Raw genomic sequence first — 19633 nt, forward strand, 5'->3', positions numbered from 1 at the left:
CGTCAGCCTTGCGCCGGCTGCCGCACGGCCGGGAAATGGATGCGGGCCCTGAAGCCCGCCGGGTCGAACTCGGACTCCACCAGGCCTCCGTTGCCCCGGAGCGCGACGTCGAGCAGGCGTGAGCCGAAGCCGCGGCGCGAGCCCAGCCTGACCGGCGGACCGCCCACCTCGGTCCAGGCCAGGACCGCCTTTTCGCCTTCGCAGCTCGCCAGATCCAGGCGCACGCGCCCCACGGGATTGGACAGCGCGCCGTACTTCACCGCATTGGTCGAAAGCTCGTGCAGCAGCAGGGCGAGCGCCACCACGACCTCGGACGGCGCCCCGACGCCGCTGAGCTCGGCGCTCACGTCGAAGCGGCCGGTGTCGAACGGCGTCAGCGCCCGCTGCACGACGTCGAACACCAGCGCGGGCCCGCCGGCCGCGTCGGTGACGAGGTCCTGGCTCGCCGCCATGGCGCCCAGGCGGGCCGTCAGCACCTCCTCGAAGTCCTTCACCCCGACGGCGCTGCGGGCGGTCTGGCTCACCAGGGCCATCATGACCAGGATGCCGTTCTTGGCGCGGTGCGCGATCTCGCGCAGCACGAGGTCGCGCCGTTCCTCGGCGGTCTTGCGGTCGGTGATGTCCAGCGTGGAGCCGACCACGAGGCGGGCCCCCGGACCGTCCCGCAGGACGCGGCCGCGCGTCAGCACCCAGCGGGTCCGCCCCTGGGGTTCGAACAGCGTCCGGTACTCGACGGAGAAGGATCCCCCGTCCGGGTCCTGGGCGGCCGCGCGATAGGCGGCCAGGAGGGGTTCGCGGTCGTCGGGATGCACCAGCCCGGGGTAGTCCTGGGCCTTCAGGGCGCGGTCTTCAGGGACGCCGAACAGCTCGCGATTGCGGACGTTCCAGGTCAGGTCCCCGGTGCGGACGTCCCATTCCCAAAGCCCGAGTTGCATGGCGTCGACGGCCGCTTCGAGCCGCCGCAGCCGCTCCTTCACCGCGGCCAAGCTCTCGCGTTCGTACGCCACGCGCTCCCCGGCGGCTCCCCCAAGCCAGCGCCCATTATTCGCCGGGCGGGCCGGCGCGGCAACAACCTATGTGCATCCAACGGCAGAGGTTTTTCCGCGCGCCGCCTCAGGCCTTCGGCAGCAGGACGACCGCGTCGGGCAGCTCGTTGGGATTGTCGCCCGGGCGGGCCGGGAAGTGGTCGGCGAGGATGTCGGCGCACTGGCCGACCGCCGCGCACAGGCCCTCGGCCGCCGCGCCGCGCTTCAGGCCGTCGGTGAGGGCCGACATCGGGCGCTCCCACGTGCCCGCCGGGACTTTCGCGTCGATGCCCTCGTCGGCGATGAGCTCGGCCATCCGCTCGGCGGCCGAGACGTAGATCAGCACGCCGGTCCGCTCCCGGGTGGCGTGCAGGTTCTTCGACAGGAACTGCTCCTCGGCCCGCTGGCGCACGCGGTCGCGCTTCATGCCCGCCGGCGTCAGCGCGCGCCGCACCGGCCCGATGGCCGTGACCAGCAGCGTCAGCACGAACAGCGTCGCCTGCAGCACCAGGGCGCCCACCAGCGCCGCGCGCGCGCTGGCCTCGCCCACGTCCTCCACCTGGTCGGCGGTCCAGGCGCCCCCCAGGAGCCCGACGTCCGGCGCCGTCACCTCGATCCCGGCCATCAGCAGCAGGGCCGGCGCCAGCAGGGCCACGCCGGCCGCCCAGGCCAGCGGGGTGGCGTGATAGTCCGCGCTCTCCTCGGCGAGGACGCAGTAGATCTCGCCGGTCGTGCGCGCCTCGGCCGCGCGGACGGCGGCCTCGACCGCCCCGCGCTCGTCCGCCGTGAGGAGAGGCCTTTCCGTCATCACCAGCTCCCCGAGGCGCCGCCGCCCCCGCCCGAGCCTCCACCGCCGGAGAAGCCGCCGCCCCCGGACCAGCCGCCGCCGCCGCCGCTCCAGCCCCCGCCGCGCCGGCTGGAGCTCGAGAGGATGAGCGGCAGCAGCCACCAGAGCCCGTTGCCGCCGAAGCGCCGCCGGGCGCCGAAGACGCGCGTCACGCCGCCAAGCACCCAGAAGACCACGACGACGGCGATGATGATCCACGGCAGGTCGCCGCCGCCGTTCCCGGCGGGCCGGCTCGCGGCCTGCTGGGCCTCGGCCTGGGCGATCTGCGCCCTGGCTTCCTCGGGCGGCAGGCCCAGCTGGGCGATGATGGCCTCCGCGCCGTCGACCACCCCCTTCTCCAGGTCGCCCGCCTTGAACGCCGGCAGGATCCGCCGCTGGAGGATGAGGCTGGAGAGCGCGTCGGTGAGCACGGGCTCGAGGCCGTAGCCCACCTCGATGCGCACCTTCCGCTCGTTGGGCGCGACGATCAGGATCGCGCCGTCGTCCTCGGCCTTGCGCCCGATGCCCCAGGTCCGGAGCAGCTGATAGCCGTACTCCTCGATCTCGTAGCCCTGCAGGCTGGACAGGGTGGCGACCACCACCTGGCGGCCGGTCTTCTGCTCGAGCGCCGCCAGCTCCGCCGTCAGCTTCTGCTCGGTCGCCGGGGACAGGATCCCGGCCTGGTCCACGACGCGGCCGGTCAGCGCGGGGAACTTCGGCGCGGCCCAGGCGGGCGCGACCAGCAGCAGGCTGAGCGCGAGGACGATCCGTAGCAGGCCGGCCGGCACGCTGCGGCTACTTCGGCGGCGGCGAACCGGGCGCGGCGCCCGGCGGCGGGGCGACGGCCGGCGCCGCGGGCGCGAACTCGACGGTGGGGGCGGACTGCGCGGTGGCCGTGGCCTGGAAGAGCTGCATCGGCTTCGAGCCGCCGTGGACCGTGCTGGCCCAGATGATCTGCGGGAAGGTGCGCAGCGTCGTGTTGTACTCGCGCACCGCCTCGTTGTAGTCGCGCCGCGCCACGGCGATCCGGTTCTCGGTGCCTTCGAGCTGGCTCTGCAGGGCCAGGAAGTTCTCGTTGGACTTCAGGTCCGGGTAGTTCTCCTGCAGCACCCGCAGCGGGGCGAGCGCCAGGGACAGGTTGTTCTGCGCCGCCGCGTAGCGCTGGAACGCCGCGGGGTCCTGCGTGATCCCGGGGTCGGACCGCACCTGCAGCGCGCTGGCGCGGGCCTGGGTGACGCCGATCAGCACGTTCGACTCCTGCGCCGCATAGCCCTTCACGGTGGCGACGAGGTTGGGGATCAGGTCGGCGCGACGCTGGTACTGGTTCTGCACCTCGGCCCACTGGGCCTTCGCCTTCTCCTCGCGGGTCGGGATGGTGTTGATCCCGCAGGCCGCCAGCATCAGCGGGGCGAGCGCGAGCAGCACCAGTCGCGTCAGTCGAGTCATGAGGGCTCCCTTCGAGGCCGCGCCATCGAACGCCGCGAATGTGGAGCCTGCATTGATCGGGCGCAACGGCGAGGTCACAAACGCGGGATGGTCAAGGCCCTGCCCTACTACGCCCCCGCCAGCCTGAGCGCGGCCTTCTACGACCGGGTGACCGCCGCCGACAGCCGGCTCGCCGGGGACGAGGCGCTCTACGCGGGCCTCGCGCCGCCGGGCGGATCGATCCTGGAGCTGGGCGCCGGCACGGCCCGGCTGACGGCCGCCCTGGCCGCCCGCGGGCACGAGGTGACCGGCGTCGACATCTCGCCGGCGATGCTGCAGCAGGGCCAGGCGCGCCTCGCCGGGCTCGCCCCGGACACGGGCCGGCGCGCCCGGCTGGTCCGCGGCGACATGACGGCGCTGGACCTGAAGCGGACGTTCGACCTGGTGATCTGCCCCTACTTCACCCTGGCCCACGTCCCCGGCGGCGCGGCCTGGCGCAACACCTTCGCCACCGCCGCCCGGCACCTGGCGCCCGGCGGACGCGCGGCCTTCCACCTGCCCAGCGTGGAGATCATGCGGCGGCCCGGCCCCGCCGATCCCACGAAGCCGGTGCTGGACCTGCCGCTGGACGACGGCGGACGCCTGCGGCTGTTCATCCAGGAGCGGCGCTTCCGCGAGGGCATCAACCGCCTGGACCAGGTGGTGGAGTACGTCGTCCTCGACGCGGCGGGCCGCATCCTGCGCCGCAGCCCCGAGCGGCTGACCTACTACTGGACGGCGCCGCAGCCGATCGCCGAGGCCGTGGGACTGGCGCTCGATGGCGCGCCCGTCGACCTGGGCGGCGTGGGCGAGGTCTGGGTCTTCCGCCGCGCTATGCCGGCGACGCCCGCCGCGCCATAGTCGCGCTTTCGGGGGCGATCCATGGACGCTGTGCTGCAGACTGCGCCGCTGCCGGTGCTGGCCGGCGGTCTCTTCGTGGCCCTGCTGGCCGCGCGCGAGCTGGGCGGCTGGCTGGCCGGGCGCAGGCCGCGGGGCCAGGACGAGACGCAGGGCTATGTGCTCTCGGGCGTGCTGGGCCTTCTGGCGCTGCTGATCGCCTTCACCTTCGGCCTGGCGCTCGATCGCTACGAGACCCGGCGCGAGCTCGTGGTCGCCGAGGCCAACGCGATCGGGACCGCCGCGATGCGGGTGCGGCTTCTCGATCCGCCCGCCGCGGACGAGCTGGACCGGCTCTACCGCGAGTACGTCGTGGTCCGGACCCGGTACGGCCACGCCAACGCCGCCCGGAAGCCGCCGCTGGCCAAGGCCTCCGCCGACCTGAGGACGCGGATCGAGAGCGCCATGCTGGCCGCCGCCGCGCCGATCCGCACGACGCCGCTGGCGGCGCTGGTCGTGCCGGCGGTGAACGAGTCCCTCGACGTGGGCGTCGCGCGCGAGGCGGCGCATGCGGCGCGCCTCCCGGCCAGCGTCATCGCCGCGCTGGCGATCTACGCGCTGGTGGCCGCGGGCGTGCTGGGATCGACCCTCGCGACCGCCGCCCGGCCGCATCGCCGCTCGGTGGCGATGATGTTCCTGTTGCTGACCCTGGCCCTGGGCCTGATCCTCGACCTGGACCGGCCACAGGGCGGCACGGTGCGCATCAGCCAGGCCCCGCTGGACGAGCTGGCCGCGGAGCTTGCGGCTAGGCCACCGCCGTCAGCGGCGAGTCCACCACGGTCACCGGCCACGCCGGCTTCGGCGGACGCTGCCGGATCTTCTCGCCCTTGAGCCAGATGAACAGCGCCTCCCAGTGGATGGCGGCGACGACGCCCAGCGTCATCCAGGGATGCGTGAACCAGGCGCGGGCCAGGGCCGCGTCGGACAGTTCCCGCCGCCGTCCGGTGAAGCCCGCCGCCAGCACGCGCCCCTCGGCGTCGTCCACGTCCACGAACACCTGCACCGCCTCGGCCGGGGGCCGCATGCGGAAGGCGTAGGACAGGTCCATGTCCATGAACGGCGAGACGTAGAAGCCCTTCTCGCAGGCCTGTTTCACCACGGGCGCGTCGGCCGCCGGGATCAGGTAGCTGTGCCGCTCCCCGAAGGTGTTGTTCACCTCGTACAGGATGGCGCTGAGGGCGCCGTCGGACCGGTGGCAGTAGTAGACGGTCAGGGGGTTGAACCCCATGCCGAGGATCCGCGGCATGGCCAGGAGCCGGACCGGACCGCCGTGCGCGATGCCGGCGGCGGCCAGCTTGGCCTCGACCTGCGCCTTCAGCGGCGTTCCCGAACCGTCGCCGTGCCGGCGCGGATCGAAGCCCACGAGATTGAAGCCCCGCAGCGAGAACAGCCGCAGCCCCCTGTCCAGCGCCTCGAGCTCGTCGAGGTCCAGGAGCAGCATGAAGATGCGGTAGCGCAGCTTGTGCACGCGCGGCTTCAGGCGGGCGTGGGTGACGATCCCCGGATAGAGCCCCGAGGCGAACATGGCCTAAGCCGCCGCGTGGACGGGCGCGGCCGGCGCGCGCACGTGGATGCGGCCGTTCTCGTCGGACACGTCCCAGGGGCGGCGAACGCCGCCCAGCTGCTCGGCGACGGCCAGCCCGGACTGCAGGGCGTCCTCGTGGAAGCCGTGCCCGAAGTAGCTGCCGCAGAACCAGGTGCGCCGCACGCCCTGGATGTCCCAGAGCCGCGTCTGCGCCTCGACGGCGGCCCCGTCGAACAGCGGGTGGTCGTAGACCTCGGTGCGGATCAGCTTGTCGGCGGCGATCTCGCGGTTCGGGTTGAGCGTGACGAACAGCTCCGGCGCGTCCTTCAGGCTCTGCAGGCGGTTCATCCAGTAGGTGACGGCGCCTTCGCCCGGCGCGTCGCGGAAGCCGATGTGGTTCCAGCTGGACCACGCGCGCCGCCGCTTCGGCATCAGCCCGGCGTCGGTGTGAAGGGCCACGAGGTTGCGGCTGTAGCGGAAGCAGGAGAGCAGGCTCTTCTCCTCCGCGGTCGCATCGTCCAGCAGCGAGAGCGCCGTGTCGCCGTGGGTGGCGATCACCACCTCGTCGAAGCGGTCGCGCGCGCCGCTGGCCAGCCGCAGCTCCACGCCGTTGGCGTCGCGCTTCACGCCCACGACCCGCACGCCCTTGCGGACCTCGCCGCGGAACTGCTCGGACAGCTTCTCCACATAGGCGCGGCTGCCGCCGGCCACGGTGCGCCAGAGGCCGCGTCCGAAAATGCTCATCATGCCGTGGTTCAGGAAGAAGCGGATCAGGGACGCCGCAGGGTACTGGCCGATCTCCTTCAGCGGCGTCGACCAGATGGCCGCGGCCTGCGGGAGCAGGTGGTCGTCCCGGAAGGCCTGGCAGTAGCCGTGCGCCTCCAGGTAGTCCTCGAGCGAGGTCTGCGGCGTGACGAGGTCGGCGAGATCCTTCGGGGCCTTGCGGTAGAAGCGCGTGATGTCGAGCAGCATCTGCCAGAAGCGCGCCGAGAACAGGTTCCGCTTCTGCGCGAAGACGCCGAGCGCGCCGTAGCTGGAGTATTCGAAGTCGCCGTTGTCGAGGCTGACCGAGAGGCTCATGTCCGCGTTGACGTGCGGCACCCCGAGGTGGGCCAGAAGCGCGGTGAAGTTCGGGTAGTTGGCCTCGTTGTAGACGATGAAGCCCGTGTCGACCGGGACCGGCCCCTTGTGCCCGGGAGCCTCCGCGGTATTGGCGTGTCCGCCGAGGCGGGGGTCCGATTCGAACAGGGTCACGTCGTGCCGCTGGGACAGAAGCCAGGCGGCCGACAGCCCGGCCACGCCCGAGCCCACCACGGCCACTTTCCGCCGCTCAACACCACTCATGTCGCCGATTCCACCTTGATGCACGCCAGCGCCCCTGGGCGCGTCCCCTCGCCGCCCGAGTGCTTAGCAAACGCTACGGCCCAGTCACAGCACTGGATGCGCTCGCGGCCGGATCATGATGGTATCGCACGCTCGGAGGGCGGATGCTGCTTCAACTTGTCTTAGGCGTGCTGGTCGCCATGCTCGCCGTCATGGTCGCTGCCTGGGCGTTCGGGCTGGCGCGGAGGAACGGCGGCTGGACCGACGTCTTCTGGACGTGGGGCACGGGCGCGACCCTCGCCGCCGCGGCGCTCTGCCCGTGGGGCGCGGAATCGCCCGAGGCGCGCCGCTGGCTCGTCGCCGCCTTCATGGCCGCCTGGGCGCTGCGGCTGGGCCTCTACCTGACGCCGCGCGTGGCGAGCCACCCGGAGGACGCCCGCTACGCGGCGTTCCGCACCGGCGATCCGAAGACCTATCCCGCCCGGATGCTGTTCGTGACGCTGCCGCAGGCGCCGGCCACGGCGCTGCTCGGGCTCTCGGTCGTCCTGGCGGCGCGGGCGCCGGGTCCGGTGGGCTGGCGGGACGCGCTCGCCGTGGCGCTGTTCCTGGGCGCGATCTGGGGCGAAGGCGTCGCGGACGGCCAGATGAAGCGCTTCCGCGGCGATCCTGCGAACCGGGGCCAGGTGATGGATCGCGGGCTCTGGGGCTGGTCGCGGCACCCGAACTACTTCTTCCAGTGGCTGGGCTGGCTGGCCTACCCGGCCATCGCGCTGGATCCGGCGCGGCCGGTCACCTGGCTCAGCCTCGCGGCGCCCGCGGTCATGTTCGGCCTGCTGCGATACGTCTCGGGCGTGCCGCCGCTGGAGGACGCCATGCTGAAGTCGCGCGGCGAGGCCTTCCGCAGCTATCAGGCGCGCACCTCCGTATTCTTCCCGTTGCCCCCCAAGCGCTGAGACCCGAACACCGCATGAGCCTGACCTCGTTCGTCATCGACACCTTCGAAGGCGCCCCGCTTCCCGACATCGTCCGCAAGACCGCGATCGAGGTGCTGGTGTCCAACGCCCGGCGCCAGCACGCCAAGGCCGGGCCCGGCACGGAAGCGGCCTTCGCGCGCGACATGGCCGAGCACCCCATCGCGACGCACACCGACGCGGCCAACGCGCAGCACTACGAGGTCCCCGCCGAGTTCTTCCTGAACTGCCTGGGCCCGCAGCTGAAGTACTCGTCCTGCCTCTACCTGGACCCCGCCGACACCCTCGTCGAGGCCGAGGAGCACGCCCTGAAGGAGACCGCCGCCCACGCCGACCTGCAGGACGGCCAGCGGATCCTGGAGCTCGGCTGCGGATGGGGCTCGCTGTCGCTGTGGATGGCCAAGACCTACCCCAACGCGCGGATCACCTCGGTGTCGAACTCGGCGAGCCAGCGGGCCTTCATCCTGGCCCGGGCGCAGGAACGGGGGCTGGGCAACCTCGAGGTCATCACCTGCGACATGAACGACTTCGAGGCGCCCGGCGAGTTCGACCGGGTCGTCTCGGTCGAGATGTTCGAGCACATGTCCAACTGGCGCGCCCTGCTCGGCCGGGTGAAGACCTGGCTCAAGCCCGACGGACGGCTCTTCATCCACGTCTTCACGCACAAGACGACGCCCTACCGCTTCGACGTGAACGACGAGGCCGACTGGATCGGGAAATACTTCTTCTCGGGCGGCGTGATGCCCAGCCACGGGCTGATGCACCAGTTCGGCGACCTCTTCACGGTCGAGCAGGACTGGCGCTGGAGCGGCGCGCACTACCAGAAGACCGCGCTGCACTGGCTGGAGGCCTACGACCGCAATGCCGCGAAGATCCGGCCCACGCTGGAGGCGGTCTACGGCCAGGACGCGACGCTCTGGCATCGCCGGTGGCGCTTGTTCTTCCTGGCCACGGCCGGCCTCTTCGGCCACCGTGGCGGGACCGAGTGGGGCGTGAGCCACTACCGGCTGAAGCCCGCCTGACGGGCGCATTGGGGGGACACCGATGCTTCGACTGATCGCCACCTACCTCGCCACCGGGATCGCCTTCGCGGCCGTGGACGCCGTCTGGCTGACCCAGTTCGGACCGGGCCTGTACCGGCCGACGCTGGACCCGGTGCTGCGCGACCCGGCCGACCCGCTGAACCTGCCGGCCGCGGTGGCCTTCTACCTGGTCTACATCCTGGGGATCCTGGTGCTGGCGATCTGGCCCAACCGCGACAAGCCGCTGCGGCAGACGACGGTCACGGGCGGGCTGCTGGGCGCGATGGCCTACGCGACCTACGACCTGACCAACCAGGCGACGCTGAAGGTCTGGTCGACGCAGATCACGGTGCTGGACGTGATCTGGGGCACGTTCCTGACCGGCGTCTGCGCCACCGTGGGCGGCTGGGTGTTCCGCCGGCTCGCGCCGAAGTGAGTCCGGCCGGCGGCTGAGAGGTCCGCCGAAGGGCTGTCCGCCTCGGGAGCGGCTTGAACCGCGCGACCGCTCTAGCGGCGTCCCGCGCCGCCATGCCATGGTCTTTTTCGAAGATCGGGAATGACCCGGCGGAGGAGACGATGAGCGAAGTGATGACGCGCGCGGCCTGGCTGACCGACCCTGAGGCCGCCGCGGCGACCGGCATGACGACGGCGATGTGGGCGAACCTGCAGCCCGACAAGGCCGCCGTGATCGACCCGGACGGGCGCGCCGTCAGCTACGCCGACCTCAACGCCGAGGCGAACCGCATCGTGCGGCTGCTGCGCGGCGCCGGGCTGGCGGCGGGCGACGCCGTCGCGCTGGTCATGTCGAACCGTCACGAGTTCGTCGCGGTCTGGGCCGCGTGCCGCCGCGGCGGGTTCCGTCTCACGCCGGTCAACTGGCACCTGACCGCCGACGAGATCGCCTACATCCTGAACGACTGCGAGGCCAAGGCGGTGTTCGGCGAGGCGCGGATCGCCACCTGCGGCCCCGCCGCCGCCCAGGCGCCGGAGCTTCGGCTGAAGGTCGCGGCGGGCGGGCCCATCGAGGGGTTCCAGGCCTGGGACGCCGCCATCGCCGGTCTCGACGGCTCCGACATCGACGACCCGGTGCTGGGCAACCAGATGCTCTACACCTCGGGGACGACCGGGCGGCCGAAGGGCGTCTACCGCGCGGCCCCCGCCGTGGCGGCGCCCGGCATCTACGCCCTGCGCGGCTACGACGCCCACTCGGTGCAGCTGTGCGCCGGGCCCGCCTACCACGCCGCGCCGCTGGCCTTCGACGTCAGCTTCTCCATGGGCGCCGGCGCGACCCTGGTGTTCCTCGACAAATGGGACTCCGAGGCCACGCTCCGGACCATCCAGGAGCGCAGGGTGACGCACCTGCATCTGGTGCCGATCATGTTCCAGCGCCTGCTGGCGCTGCCGGCCGAGGTGAAGGCCCGCTACAGCGTCGCCTCGGTGAAGTTCCTGATCCACGGCGCGGCGCCCTGCCCGCCCGAGGTCAAGCACGCCATGATCGAGTGGTTCGGCCCGGTGCTGACCGAGTACTACGCAGGCAGCGAGGGCGGCGCGGGCTTCCTGATCGACAGCCACGAATGGCTGAGGAAGCCGGGCTCGGTGGGCAGGCGGCCCGAACTGCTGGGCTCGAAGATCCTGGACGAGGCGGGGAACGAGTGCCCGCCGAACGTGGCCGGGACGATCTACCACCAGCTGCCGCCGGGCGGCGGCTTCACCTACTACAAGGACGAGAAGAAGACCCAGTCGAGCCGCGTGGGCGACTACTTCACCATGGGCGACATGGGCTACTTCGACGACGACGGGTACCTGTTCCTCACCGGCCGCAGCGCCGAGACGATCATCTCGGGCGGGGTCAACATCTACCCGCAGGAAGTCGACAACGAGCTGATCAAGCACGAGGCGGTGGCCGACTCCGCGACCGTGGGCGTGCCGCACGACGAATGGGGCGAGCAGGTGAAGGCGGTGATCCTGCTGAAGCCCGGCTACGAGCCCTCGGACCTGCTGGCCGACGAGATCCTGGCCTTCGCCCGCGACAGCCTGCCCAGCTTCAAGGTCCCGCGCAGCCTCGACTTCGTGACCGAGCTTCCGCGCTCGGAGGCCGGCAAGGTCCAGCGCAACAAGGTCCGCGCGCCCTACTGGGAAGGCCGCGCCCGCCAGATCTGAGGCGGCCTCGGCGGTCGATCGCGCCTGCGGCGGCTGTCGACCCGCGCACCCCCACAGCTGTCATCCCGGTTTCGCCGCAGGCGAAGACCGGGACCCATACGCGCCCGATGGTGGGGCGCGGCCCTCGGGCGGCGCCGCCGCGCCCAATCCGGAAACGCGGAGTCTATGGGTCCCGATCTTCCGCTTGCGCGGAAGCCGGGATGACAGAGGTTGGGGTGGACCCCCTCTCGCTTCGCGAGCTCCCCCAGGGGGGGAGCATGCCCGACTTAACCGCAGAGATCGCGGAGGGGGCGCGGAGGGCGCGGAGGGCGCGGAGATCTCTGCGTTCTTCTCCGCGTCCTCCGCGGTTCAATCGAGCGCCTGCGGCGTCCATCGGCCCGCCCACCCCCACGGCTGTCATCCCGGTTTCGCCGCAGGCGAAGACCGGGACCCATACGCGCCCGATGGTGGGGCGCGGCCCTCGGGCGGCGCCGCCGCGCCTCATCCGGACCCACGGCGTCTATGGGTCCCGGTGTTCCGCTTCGCGGAAACCGGGATGACAGGGGTTGGGGGTGGCGCAGGACCCCCTCTCTCTTCGCGAGCTCCCCCAGGGGGAGCATGCCCGACTTGACCGCAGAGATCGCGGAGGGGGCGCGGAGTGCGCGGAGATCTCTGCGCTCTCTGCGGTCTTCTCCGCGTCCTCCGCGGTTCAATCGAGCGCCTGCGGCGTCCATCGGCCCGCGCACCCCCACAGCTGTCATCCCGGTTTCGCCGCAGGCGAAGACCGGGACCCATACGCGCCCGATGGTGGGGCGCGGCCCTCGGGCGGCGCCGCCGCGCCTCATCCGGACCCACGGAGTCTATGGGTCCCGGTGTTCCGCTTGCGCGGAAACCGGGATGACAGCGGTTGGGGGTGGCGCAGGACCCCCTCTCTCTTCGCGAGCTCCCCTAGGGGGGAGCATGGCCCGACTTGACCGCAGAGATCGCGGAGGGGGCGCGGAGGGCGCGGAGGTCTCTGCGCTCTCTGCGTTCTTCTCCGCGTCCTCCGCGGTTCAATCGAGCGCCTGCGGCGTCCATCGGCCCGCGCACCCCCACAGCTGTCATCCCGGTTTCGCCGCAGGCGAAGACCGGGACCCATACGCGCCCGATGGTGGGGCGCGGCCCTCGGGCGGCGCCGCCGCGCCCAATCCGGAAACGCGGAGTCTATGGGTCCCGATCTTCCGCTGCGCGGAAACCGGGATGACAGGGGTTGGGGGTGGCGCAGGACCCCCTCTACCTTCGCGAGCTCCCCCAGGGGGGAGCATGGCCCGACTTGACCGCAGAGATCGCGGAGGGGGCGCGGAGGGCGCGGAGATCTCTGCGTTCTTCTCCGCGTCCTCCGCGGTTCAATCGAGCGCCTGCGGCGTCCATCGGCCCGCGCACCCCCACAGCTGTCATCCCGGTTTCGCCGCAGGCGAAGACCGGGACCCATACGCGCCTGCTGTGAGGGATGGCCCGCGGGCGGCGCCGCTGCGCTTCATCCGGAAAGGCGGAGTCTATGGGTCCCGGTGTTCCGCTGCGCGGAAACCGGGATGACAGGGGTTGGGGCGGCCAGGATTCGCCGCGATCCTACGCCGCCGCGGCGTCGGCCTCGGGCTCGCCGCCCTTCACAAGGCCTTCGAGCCCCTGTTCGCGGACCTTGCGGTAGAGGGTGGAGCGGCCGATGCCGAGGCGGCGGGCCACCTCGCTCATGTGGCCGGCATAAACCTCGATGGCGAGCTGGATCATGTCGCGCTCGACCTCCTCGAGCGTGCGCAGGTGGCCGCGCCCGTCGAGGATGCGCACCGGCTGGTCCTGGACCGGGGCGCCCGCGGGCGCCGGGCCGGCCGAGGCCGCGGGCATGGGCTGGGCCACATACTCCGGCGGGGGCGCGGCGACGCCCGAGATGGCCGGGAAGTCGTGCGGCTGCAGGTAGGGCGCATCGGCGAGCACGATGGCGCGGTAGACCGCGTTCTCGAGCTGGCGGACGTTGCCCGGCCAGTCGTGCGCCGCGAGGAAGGCCAGCGTCTCGGGGCTCGCGCCCACCACGGCCTTGCCCTCCTCGACGTTGAAGCGGCGGATGAAGCAGTCGACGAGGGCGGGGATGTCGTCGCGCCGCTCGCGCAGCGCCGGCGCCTCGATCGGGAAGACGTTCAGCCGGTAGTAGAGGTCCTCGCGGAACCGGCCCTCGGCCACGGCCTGCGAGAGGTCGCGGTTGGTCGCCGAGACGATGCGCACGTCCACCTTGATCGAGCGCTTCGAGCCGATCGGGTCGATCTCGCTCTCCTGCAGGGCGCGCAGCAGCTTGACCTGCATGTCCAGCGGCAGTTCCCCGACCTCGTCGAGGAAGAGGGTGCCGCCGTTGGCCTCCTGGAACTTGCCCAGGTGCTTGTCGGTGGCGCCGGTGAAGCTGCCCTTCTCGTGGCCGAACAGGATCGACTCCACGAGGTTCTCGGGGATCGCGCCGCAGTTGACCGCCACGAAGGGCTTGCCGGCGCGATCCGAGCTGCCGTGGACGGCGCGCGCGATGACTTCCTTGCCCACCCCGCTTTCGCCGGTGACCAGGATCGGGATCGAGGACTTGGCGGCCCGCTCGCCCAGGCGCTTGACCATCAGCATGGCCGGGGAGGCGCCGATCAGGTCGTCGAAGGTGGTGCGCCCGGTGGCGTGCTTCTTCAGCCGATCCACTTCGCTCTTGAGCGAGCCCATGCTGAGGGCGTTGCGGATGGAGACGTTGATGCGCTCGGGGCTGGCGGGCTTCACGAAGAAGTCGCTGGCGCCGGCCTGCATCGCCTGGACCACCGTGTCGATCCCGCCCGTGGCGGTCAGCACGATCACCGGCAGGGAGAAGCCCCGGGCGCGCATTTCCTTGAGGGTGTCCTGGCCCGACATTCCCGGCATGACCAGGTCCAGCAGCACCACGTCCACGGCGGCGCCGGACGACAGGTGCTGGATGGCCTCGTCACCGTTCTGGGCGTGGGCGACGGCGAAGCCGTCGCGCTCCAGGACCGCCTGGATCAGGCGGCGTTGGGTAGGGTCGTCGTCGACGACCAGGACCGTTTTGGCCATATGAAAACACCCACCGGACTGGGACGCTCGCCGTTCTGACGAGGCCTCTGTTCTTGTCCCCGTTTGGTACAGGGCAAGAGTAAAGGCGGCGTTTCGCAGACCTGAGTCAGGCGTTAACGGGGGCGTGGAGAACGCCGCACCAGTCGAACCCTGAAATACTCGGCCGCCGCGCGAAGGGCCAGCTGCGCCGAACTGGACCTGTTATGTCAGGCCAGTTGTGCGAGCATGGCGGCATGAACGCTCACCGTCGCATCGGACCGGCCTCGCTCGCGCGCCTGCTCGGCGCGTGGCGGGGCGAGGGCGGCGGCCCCGCTTATCGCCAGCTGGCCGACGGACTGCGCCTGCTGATCCTGGACGGGCGCCTGCCGCTCGACGTCGTCCTGCCGGGAGAGCGCGAACTCGCTGCGGTGCTGGAAGTCAGCCGCACGACCGTGACCGCGGCGATGGCGCGGCTGCGCGACGACGGCTTCCTCGAGCGCCGCCAGGGCGCCGGCGCGCGCACGCGGCTGCCGGCCGGCCCCGGCGCCCGGGGCGGCGGCCTCATGGCCCTGAACGAGGCCGAGGGGCTGATCGACATGGCCTCGGCCGCGCCCCCGGCGGCGGACGTCGTCCACGCGGCCTTCGCCGCCGCGCTCGCCCAGCTGCCGGCGCATCTCCCCAATCATGGCTACTCCGCCGTCGGTCTTCCGGTCCTGCGGGAGGTGATCGCCGAGCGCTACACGCGCCGCGGCCTGCCCACGACGCCGGACCAGATCATGATCACCAGCGGCGCCCAGCATGCGCTGGCGCTGCTGATCCGTCTGGCCTGCGGCCCGGGCGACCGGGTGGTCATCGACCATCCGACCTATCCGCACGCGATCGACGCGATCCAGCGCGCGTCCTGCCGGCCCGTGCCCGTGGGCCTGCCCGACGAGGGCTGGGATGTCGAGGGCCTCGCCGCGGCCTTCCGCCAGGCCGGCCCGCGGCTGGCGTACTTCATCGCCGATTTCCAGAACCCCACCGGCCGCTGGATGTCCCCCGACGCGCGCGGCGCGATCGTCCAGGCGGCCGCCCGGGCGCGGACCACGGTGATCTTCGACGAGACGCTGATCGACCTGTGGCTGGACGGGCCGATCCAGCCCTACGCCTTCGACGCGCGCGAGGACACGGTGGTCTGGCTGGGCTCGACCGGGAAGAGCTACTGGGGCGGGCTGCGCCTGGGCTGGATCCGCGCCGACGTGCCGACGATCCAGGCGCTCGGGCCGCGCCGGGTCTCGATGGACCTCGGGACGCCGCTGCTGGAGCAGCTTGCGGCCGCCCATCTGCTCAGCGGCGACGAGGCGTCCCTGGTCGCGCGGCGGGACATGCTGCGCGCGCGCCGGGACGTCCTGGTCGGTCTCGTCCGCCAGAAGCTGCCGGACTGGAAGGTCGAGGCGCCGCCCGGCGGCCTGTCGCTCTGGGCCGAGCTTCCCGCGCCGGTCTCCACCTCGCTCGCGGCCGCGTCCGAGCGGTTCGGCGTGCGGCTCGCGGCCGGGCCCCGGTTCGGGGTCGACGGGGCCTTCGAGCGCTTCCTGCGGCTGCCCTACACCCAGGCGCCCGAGGTGCTGGCCGACGTCGTCGACCGGCTGGCCTCGGCCTACGGCCGGCTGCGCCCCGCGCCGGCCGGGCAGCGGCCTCAGGTGGGGACGCTGATCTGACTTCCGCTGCGACAGGCTTGCCGCAAGGCCGCTCCACGGCATAGTTCCGCCAAACCGCCGATCGCATCAGAAGTCGGCTGCCGGGAGGGCGTCATGAAGATCATCCGCTTGGGCCTTGCCCTGGTCATGGCCGCCGGCCTGGCCGCAGCGTGCCAGAAGTCGCCGGGGGCGGTGGACGCCAAGCGTCTCGCCGCGGCCGCGGGCAACGCCGAGTGGCTGTCTTACGGCAAGGACTACAACGAGCAGCGCTTCAGCCCGCTCGACAAGGTGTCGGCCGCCAACGTCGGCGAGCTCGGCCTGGCGTGGCATGCGCAGTTCGACACCGACCGCGGCCAGGAGGCGACGCCGCTGATGGTGGACGGCGTGCTCTACACCTCGACCGCCTGGTCGAAGGTCTTCGCCTTCGACGCCAAGACCGGCAAGCTGCTCTGGAAGTACGACCCCAAGGTCGAGGGCGCCAAGGGCTTCGACGCCTGCTGCGACGTGGTGAACCGGGGCGTGGCGATCTGGGACGGCAAGGTCTTCGTCGGCACCATCGACGGCCGCCTCGTGGCCCTGAACGCCAAGACCGGCGCCGTGGCCTGGGAGCAGCAGACCACCGACAAGTCCAAGCCCTACACCATCACCGGCGCCCCGCGGGTCGTGAAGGGCCGGGTGCTGATCGGCAACGGCGGCGCCGAGTACGGCGTGCGCGGCTACATCAGCGCCTACGACGCCCAGACCGGCAAGCTGGCCTGGCGCTTCTACACGGTTCCCAATCCCAACGGGCAGCCCGACGGCGCGGCCTCGGACAAGGTGTTCGCCGAGAAGGCCGCCGCGACCTGGTCGGACGGCGACTGGAAGAAGACCGGCGGCGGGGGCACGGTCTGGGACTCCATCGTCCACGATCCCGAGCTGAACCTCGTCTACATCGGCGTGGGCAACGGCAACCCCTGGAACCACCGCATCCGGTCGGGCGGCAAGGGCGACAACCTGTTCCTGTCCTCGATCGTGGCGCTCAACGCCGACACGGGCGAGTACGTCTGGCACTACCAGACCACCCCGGCCGAGACCTGGGACTACACCGCCACCCAGCACATCATGCTGGCCGACCTGAACATCGGCGGCGCGGTCCGCAAGGTGCTGATGCAGGCGCCGAAGAACGGCTTCTTCTACGTGATCGACCGGGCCAACGGGAAGCTGATCTCGGCCAAGCCCTACACCAACATCACCTGGGCTACGGGGGTCGATCCGGCCACCGGACGCCCGATCGAGACGGCCAACGCCCGCTACGCGGCCGGCCCGGAACTGCAGGTGCCGGGCCCGCTGGGCGCGCACAACTGGCAGCCGATGGCCTTCAACCCGAAGACGGGCCTCGTCTACATCCCGACCAACATCGCGCCGTTCCAGTACACGGACGAGAAGGGCTTCGCCTACAAGGCCGGCGCCTGGAACGTCGCCGTCGACTTCACCGCCAACGCCACGCCGCCGGATCCGGCCACGCTGGCGCAGCTCAACAAGATGATCCACGGCCAGCTCCTGGCCTGGGACCCCGTCGCGCAGAAGGCGGTCTGGACGGTCGAGCATCCCCACTTCTGGAACGCCGGCGTGCTCTCGACGGCCGGGGGCCTCGTCTTCCAGGGCAACGCCCAGGGCGAGTTCGCCGCCTATGACGCCGCCTCCGGCAAGAAGCTGTGGTCGTCGCCGGTGGGCAACGGGGTGATCGCCGCGCCGATGACCTACGAGCTCGACGGCGAGCAGTATGTGGCGATCATGGTGGGCGCGGGCGGCGGCGGCCAGATCTCCGCGCCCGGCTCGCTGCCGGCCCGGCCGCGACTGCCCGGCCGCCTGATGGTCTACAAGCTGGGCGGCAAGGCCGCTCCGCCCGCCTTCCCGGCGCCGCCGCAGCTTCCCCCGCTGGACCTGAACCAGATCAAGTCGTCGGGCGACGTGCAGCACGGCTTCGCGCTGTTCCACCAGAACTGCCAAGTCTGCCACGGCCCGAACGCGTCCGGCGGCTGGATGCCCGACCTGAAGCGCTCGCCGATCACGGCCAGCGCCGAGAGCTGGAAGCAGGTGGTCATCGACGGCGCCAACGCCTCGCGCGGCATGGCCAGCTTCGCCCGTTTCCTGTCTCCGAAGGACGCCGAGGACATCCGCGCCTATGTGCTGTCCGAGGCCAGGGCCGCGGCCGCAGTGGCCACGCCGGCTGCGCCCGCCGCAAGCCAGGGCGCGCGCGCCCCGGCCGCAGGCGGCGGACGCTAGGCGCGTTCCGAAGCGTGATGTGCGGGTGAGGCGCGAGTATCGGTGCTCCTCACCCGGTCATCCCGGCGAATGCCGGGATCCAGATGAAATGGCTCGCAAGCGGGCTCGGTAGGCTCGAGCCCTTTCCCGTCAGGACCCCGCGCGTGGATCTGGGTCCCGGCATTCGCCGGGACGATCGGGAGCGTCGCTGACTTGGGATTGACGCCCAGTCCCTAGGGCAGCGCCGCGGCGAACTGATCGACGATCCAGTCCGCCTGGTCGTCGGTCAGGATCAGCGGGGGCGAGATGCGGATCGTGTGGTCGTGGGTCTCCTTGGCCAGGAGGCCGCGGCCCTGGAGCGCCTCGCAGACCCGCCGCGCGCCGCCGGCGTCGGGCTCCAGCTCGACCGCCAGCATGAGGCCGCGCCCCCGCACCTCCCGGACCGACGGGGTCGCGACGGACGCCAGGCCCGCCTTCAGGCGCTCGCCGACCCGCGCCGCGTTCTCGATCATGCCCTCCTCGGTCAGCACGCGCAGGGCCGCGCGCGCGACGGCGCACGCCAGCGGATTGCCGCCGAAGGTCGATCCGTGCTCGCCCGGGCGCAGGACGTTCATCACCTCGGAGTTCGAGAGCACCGCCGAGACGGGATAGAAGCCGCCCGAGAGCGCCTTGCCCACCAGCGTGAGGTCGGCCTCGATCCCTTCGTGCTCTTCGGCCAGCAGCCGTCCGGTGCGGCCGAGGCCGGTCTGGATCTCGTCCAGGATCAGGATGACGTTGTGCTGCGTGCAGAGCTCGCGGGCGCGCCTCAGGTAGCCCGCGGGCGGGATGATGACCCCGGCCTCGCCCTGGATCGGCTCCACGAGGAACGCCACGGTGTTCGGCGTGATGGCGGCCTCCAGCGCCGCGGCGTCGCCGAACGGAACGGTGCGGAAGCCCGGCGCGAACGGGCCGAAGCCGCCCCGCGAGGCCGGGTCGCTGGAGAAGCCCACGATGGCCACGGTGCGGCCGTGGAAGTTGTCGGCGGCGACGATGATCTCGGCCTGGCCTTCGGGCACGCCCTTGACCTCGTAGCCCCACTTGCGCGCCACCTTGAGCGCGGTCTCCACCGCCTCGGCGCCCGAGTTCATCGGCAGCACCTTGTGCGACTTCGTCAGCGCGCAGATCTCCTCGTAGAACGGCGCCAGCTGGTCGTTGCGGAACGCGCGCGAGGTCAGCGTCAGCCGTTGCGCCTGCTGGACCATGGCGGCCAGGATCTTCGGGTGGCAGTGCCCCTGGTTCACGGCCGAATAGGCCGACAGGCAGTCCAGGTAACGGCGGCCGTCCACGTCCCAGACATGGACCCCCTCGCCGCGCGTCAGCACGACGTCCAGGGGCTTGTAGTTGCGGGCGCCGAACACGGCTTCGGTCTCGGCGAAGCGCGCGCCGGGCGAACGCTGGAGGGCGATGTCGTTCATG

General features: G+C 71.8%; 16 protein-coding genes. 8 read left to right on the forward strand and 8 right to left on the reverse strand.

Annotation, left to right across the window (positions count from 1 at the left end):
* Positions 1-2: 2 nt before the first annotated feature.
* The 4 genes from AC2D8W_RS16690 to AC2D8W_RS16705 all read right to left on the reverse strand — a co-directional run bounded on the left by AC2D8W_RS16690 (position 3) and on the right by AC2D8W_RS16705 (position 3297).
* On the reverse strand, positions 3-1007 hold the full coding sequence (locus AC2D8W_RS16690) for a sensor histidine kinase (protein ID WP_484672472.1): 1005 nt from the start codon (positions 1005-1007) through the stop codon (positions 3-5).
* 106 nt (positions 1008-1113) lie between these two features.
* On the reverse strand, positions 1114-1833 hold the full coding sequence (locus AC2D8W_RS16695; RefSeq protein ID WP_484672473.1) for a TPM domain-containing protein: 720 nt from the start codon (positions 1831-1833) through the stop codon (positions 1114-1116).
* Positions 1833-2639 carry a TPM domain-containing protein gene (locus AC2D8W_RS16700; RefSeq protein WP_484672474.1) on the reverse strand — a complete coding sequence of 269 codons (807 nt, stop codon included), beginning with the start codon at positions 2637-2639 and terminating at the stop codon, positions 1833-1835. The genes AC2D8W_RS16695 and AC2D8W_RS16700 overlap by 1 nt, the downstream gene beginning before the upstream one ends.
* Positions 2640-2646: 7 nt before the next feature.
* Positions 2647-3297: a LemA family protein gene (locus tag AC2D8W_RS16705; RefSeq protein ID WP_293483591.1), complete on the reverse strand. Its 651-nt coding sequence runs from the start codon at positions 3295-3297 to the stop codon at positions 2647-2649.
* A gap of 87 nt (positions 3298-3384) precedes the next feature.
* On the opposite strand from AC2D8W_RS16705, the gene AC2D8W_RS16710 reads away from it, so the two are divergent.
* Both AC2D8W_RS16710 and AC2D8W_RS16715 read left to right on the forward strand, forming a co-directional pair.
* Positions 3385-4176: a class I SAM-dependent methyltransferase gene (locus tag AC2D8W_RS16710; protein WP_484672475.1), complete on the forward strand. Its 792-nt coding sequence runs from the start codon at positions 3385-3387 to the stop codon at positions 4174-4176.
* Between the two features lie 21 nt (positions 4177-4197).
* Positions 4198-5043 carry a bestrophin-like domain gene (locus AC2D8W_RS16715; RefSeq protein ID WP_484672476.1) on the forward strand — a complete coding sequence of 282 codons (846 nt, stop codon included), beginning with the start codon at positions 4198-4200 and terminating at the stop codon, positions 5041-5043.
* Here the strand turns inward: AC2D8W_RS16715 and AC2D8W_RS16720 are convergent.
* Positions 4958-5737, reverse strand: coding sequence for a DUF1365 domain-containing protein (locus tag AC2D8W_RS16720; RefSeq protein ID WP_484672477.1), 780 nt, complete (start codon positions 5735-5737; stop codon positions 4958-4960). The genes AC2D8W_RS16715 and AC2D8W_RS16720 overlap by 86 nt on opposite strands.
* Positions 5738-5740: 3 nt before the next feature.
* On the reverse strand, positions 5741-7081 hold the full coding sequence (locus AC2D8W_RS16725) for an NAD(P)/FAD-dependent oxidoreductase (RefSeq protein WP_484672478.1): 1341 nt from the start codon (positions 7079-7081) through the stop codon (positions 5741-5743).
* 143 nt (positions 7082-7224) lie between these two features.
* Between AC2D8W_RS16725 and AC2D8W_RS16730 the strand changes: the two genes are divergently transcribed.
* The 4 genes from AC2D8W_RS16730 (at position 7225) to AC2D8W_RS16745 (ending at position 11213) form a co-directional block, all read left to right on the forward strand.
* A complete protein-coding gene (locus AC2D8W_RS16730; protein ID WP_484672479.1) occupies positions 7225-8013 on the forward strand; it encodes a DUF1295 domain-containing protein in 789 nt (262 codons plus the stop codon).
* Positions 8014-8027: 14 nt separating this feature from the next.
* Positions 8028-9053, forward strand: a complete 1026-nt coding sequence (locus AC2D8W_RS16735; RefSeq protein WP_484672480.1) for an SAM-dependent methyltransferase — start codon at positions 8028-8030, stop codon at positions 9051-9053.
* Between the two features lie 22 nt (positions 9054-9075).
* Positions 9076-9489: a DUF2177 family protein gene (locus AC2D8W_RS16740; RefSeq protein WP_484672481.1), complete on the forward strand. Its 414-nt coding sequence runs from the start codon at positions 9076-9078 to the stop codon at positions 9487-9489.
* 140 nt (positions 9490-9629) lie between these two features.
* On the forward strand, positions 9630-11213 hold the full coding sequence (locus tag AC2D8W_RS16745) for an AMP-binding protein (RefSeq protein WP_484672482.1): 1584 nt from the start codon (positions 9630-9632) through the stop codon (positions 11211-11213).
* Positions 11214-12800: 1587 nt separating this feature from the next.
* Here AC2D8W_RS16745 and AC2D8W_RS16750 read toward each other — a convergent pair.
* On the reverse strand, positions 12801-14279 hold the full coding sequence (locus AC2D8W_RS16750; RefSeq protein WP_484672483.1) for a sigma-54-dependent transcriptional regulator: 1479 nt from the start codon (positions 14277-14279) through the stop codon (positions 12801-12803).
* 233 nt (positions 14280-14512) lie between these two features.
* Between AC2D8W_RS16750 and yczR the strand changes: the two genes are divergently transcribed.
* Positions 14513-15955, forward strand: coding sequence for a MocR-like transcription factor YczR (yczR, locus tag AC2D8W_RS16755; protein ID WP_484672484.1), 1443 nt, complete (start codon positions 14513-14515; stop codon positions 15953-15955).
* Between the two features lie 93 nt (positions 15956-16048).
* Positions 16049-18199, forward strand: coding sequence for a PQQ-dependent dehydrogenase, methanol/ethanol family (locus AC2D8W_RS16760; protein WP_484672485.1), 2151 nt, complete (start codon positions 16049-16051; stop codon positions 18197-18199).
* 212 nt (positions 18200-18411) lie between these two features.
* Here the strand turns inward: AC2D8W_RS16760 and rocD are convergent, their stop codons facing one another.
* On the reverse strand, positions 18412-19632 hold the full coding sequence (gene rocD, locus AC2D8W_RS16765) for an ornithine--oxo-acid transaminase (protein WP_484672486.1): 1221 nt from the start codon (positions 19630-19632) through the stop codon (positions 18412-18414).
* Between the last annotated feature and the right edge of the window lies 1 nt (position 19633).

The organism is Phenylobacterium sp. T106, assembly GCF_057219735.1.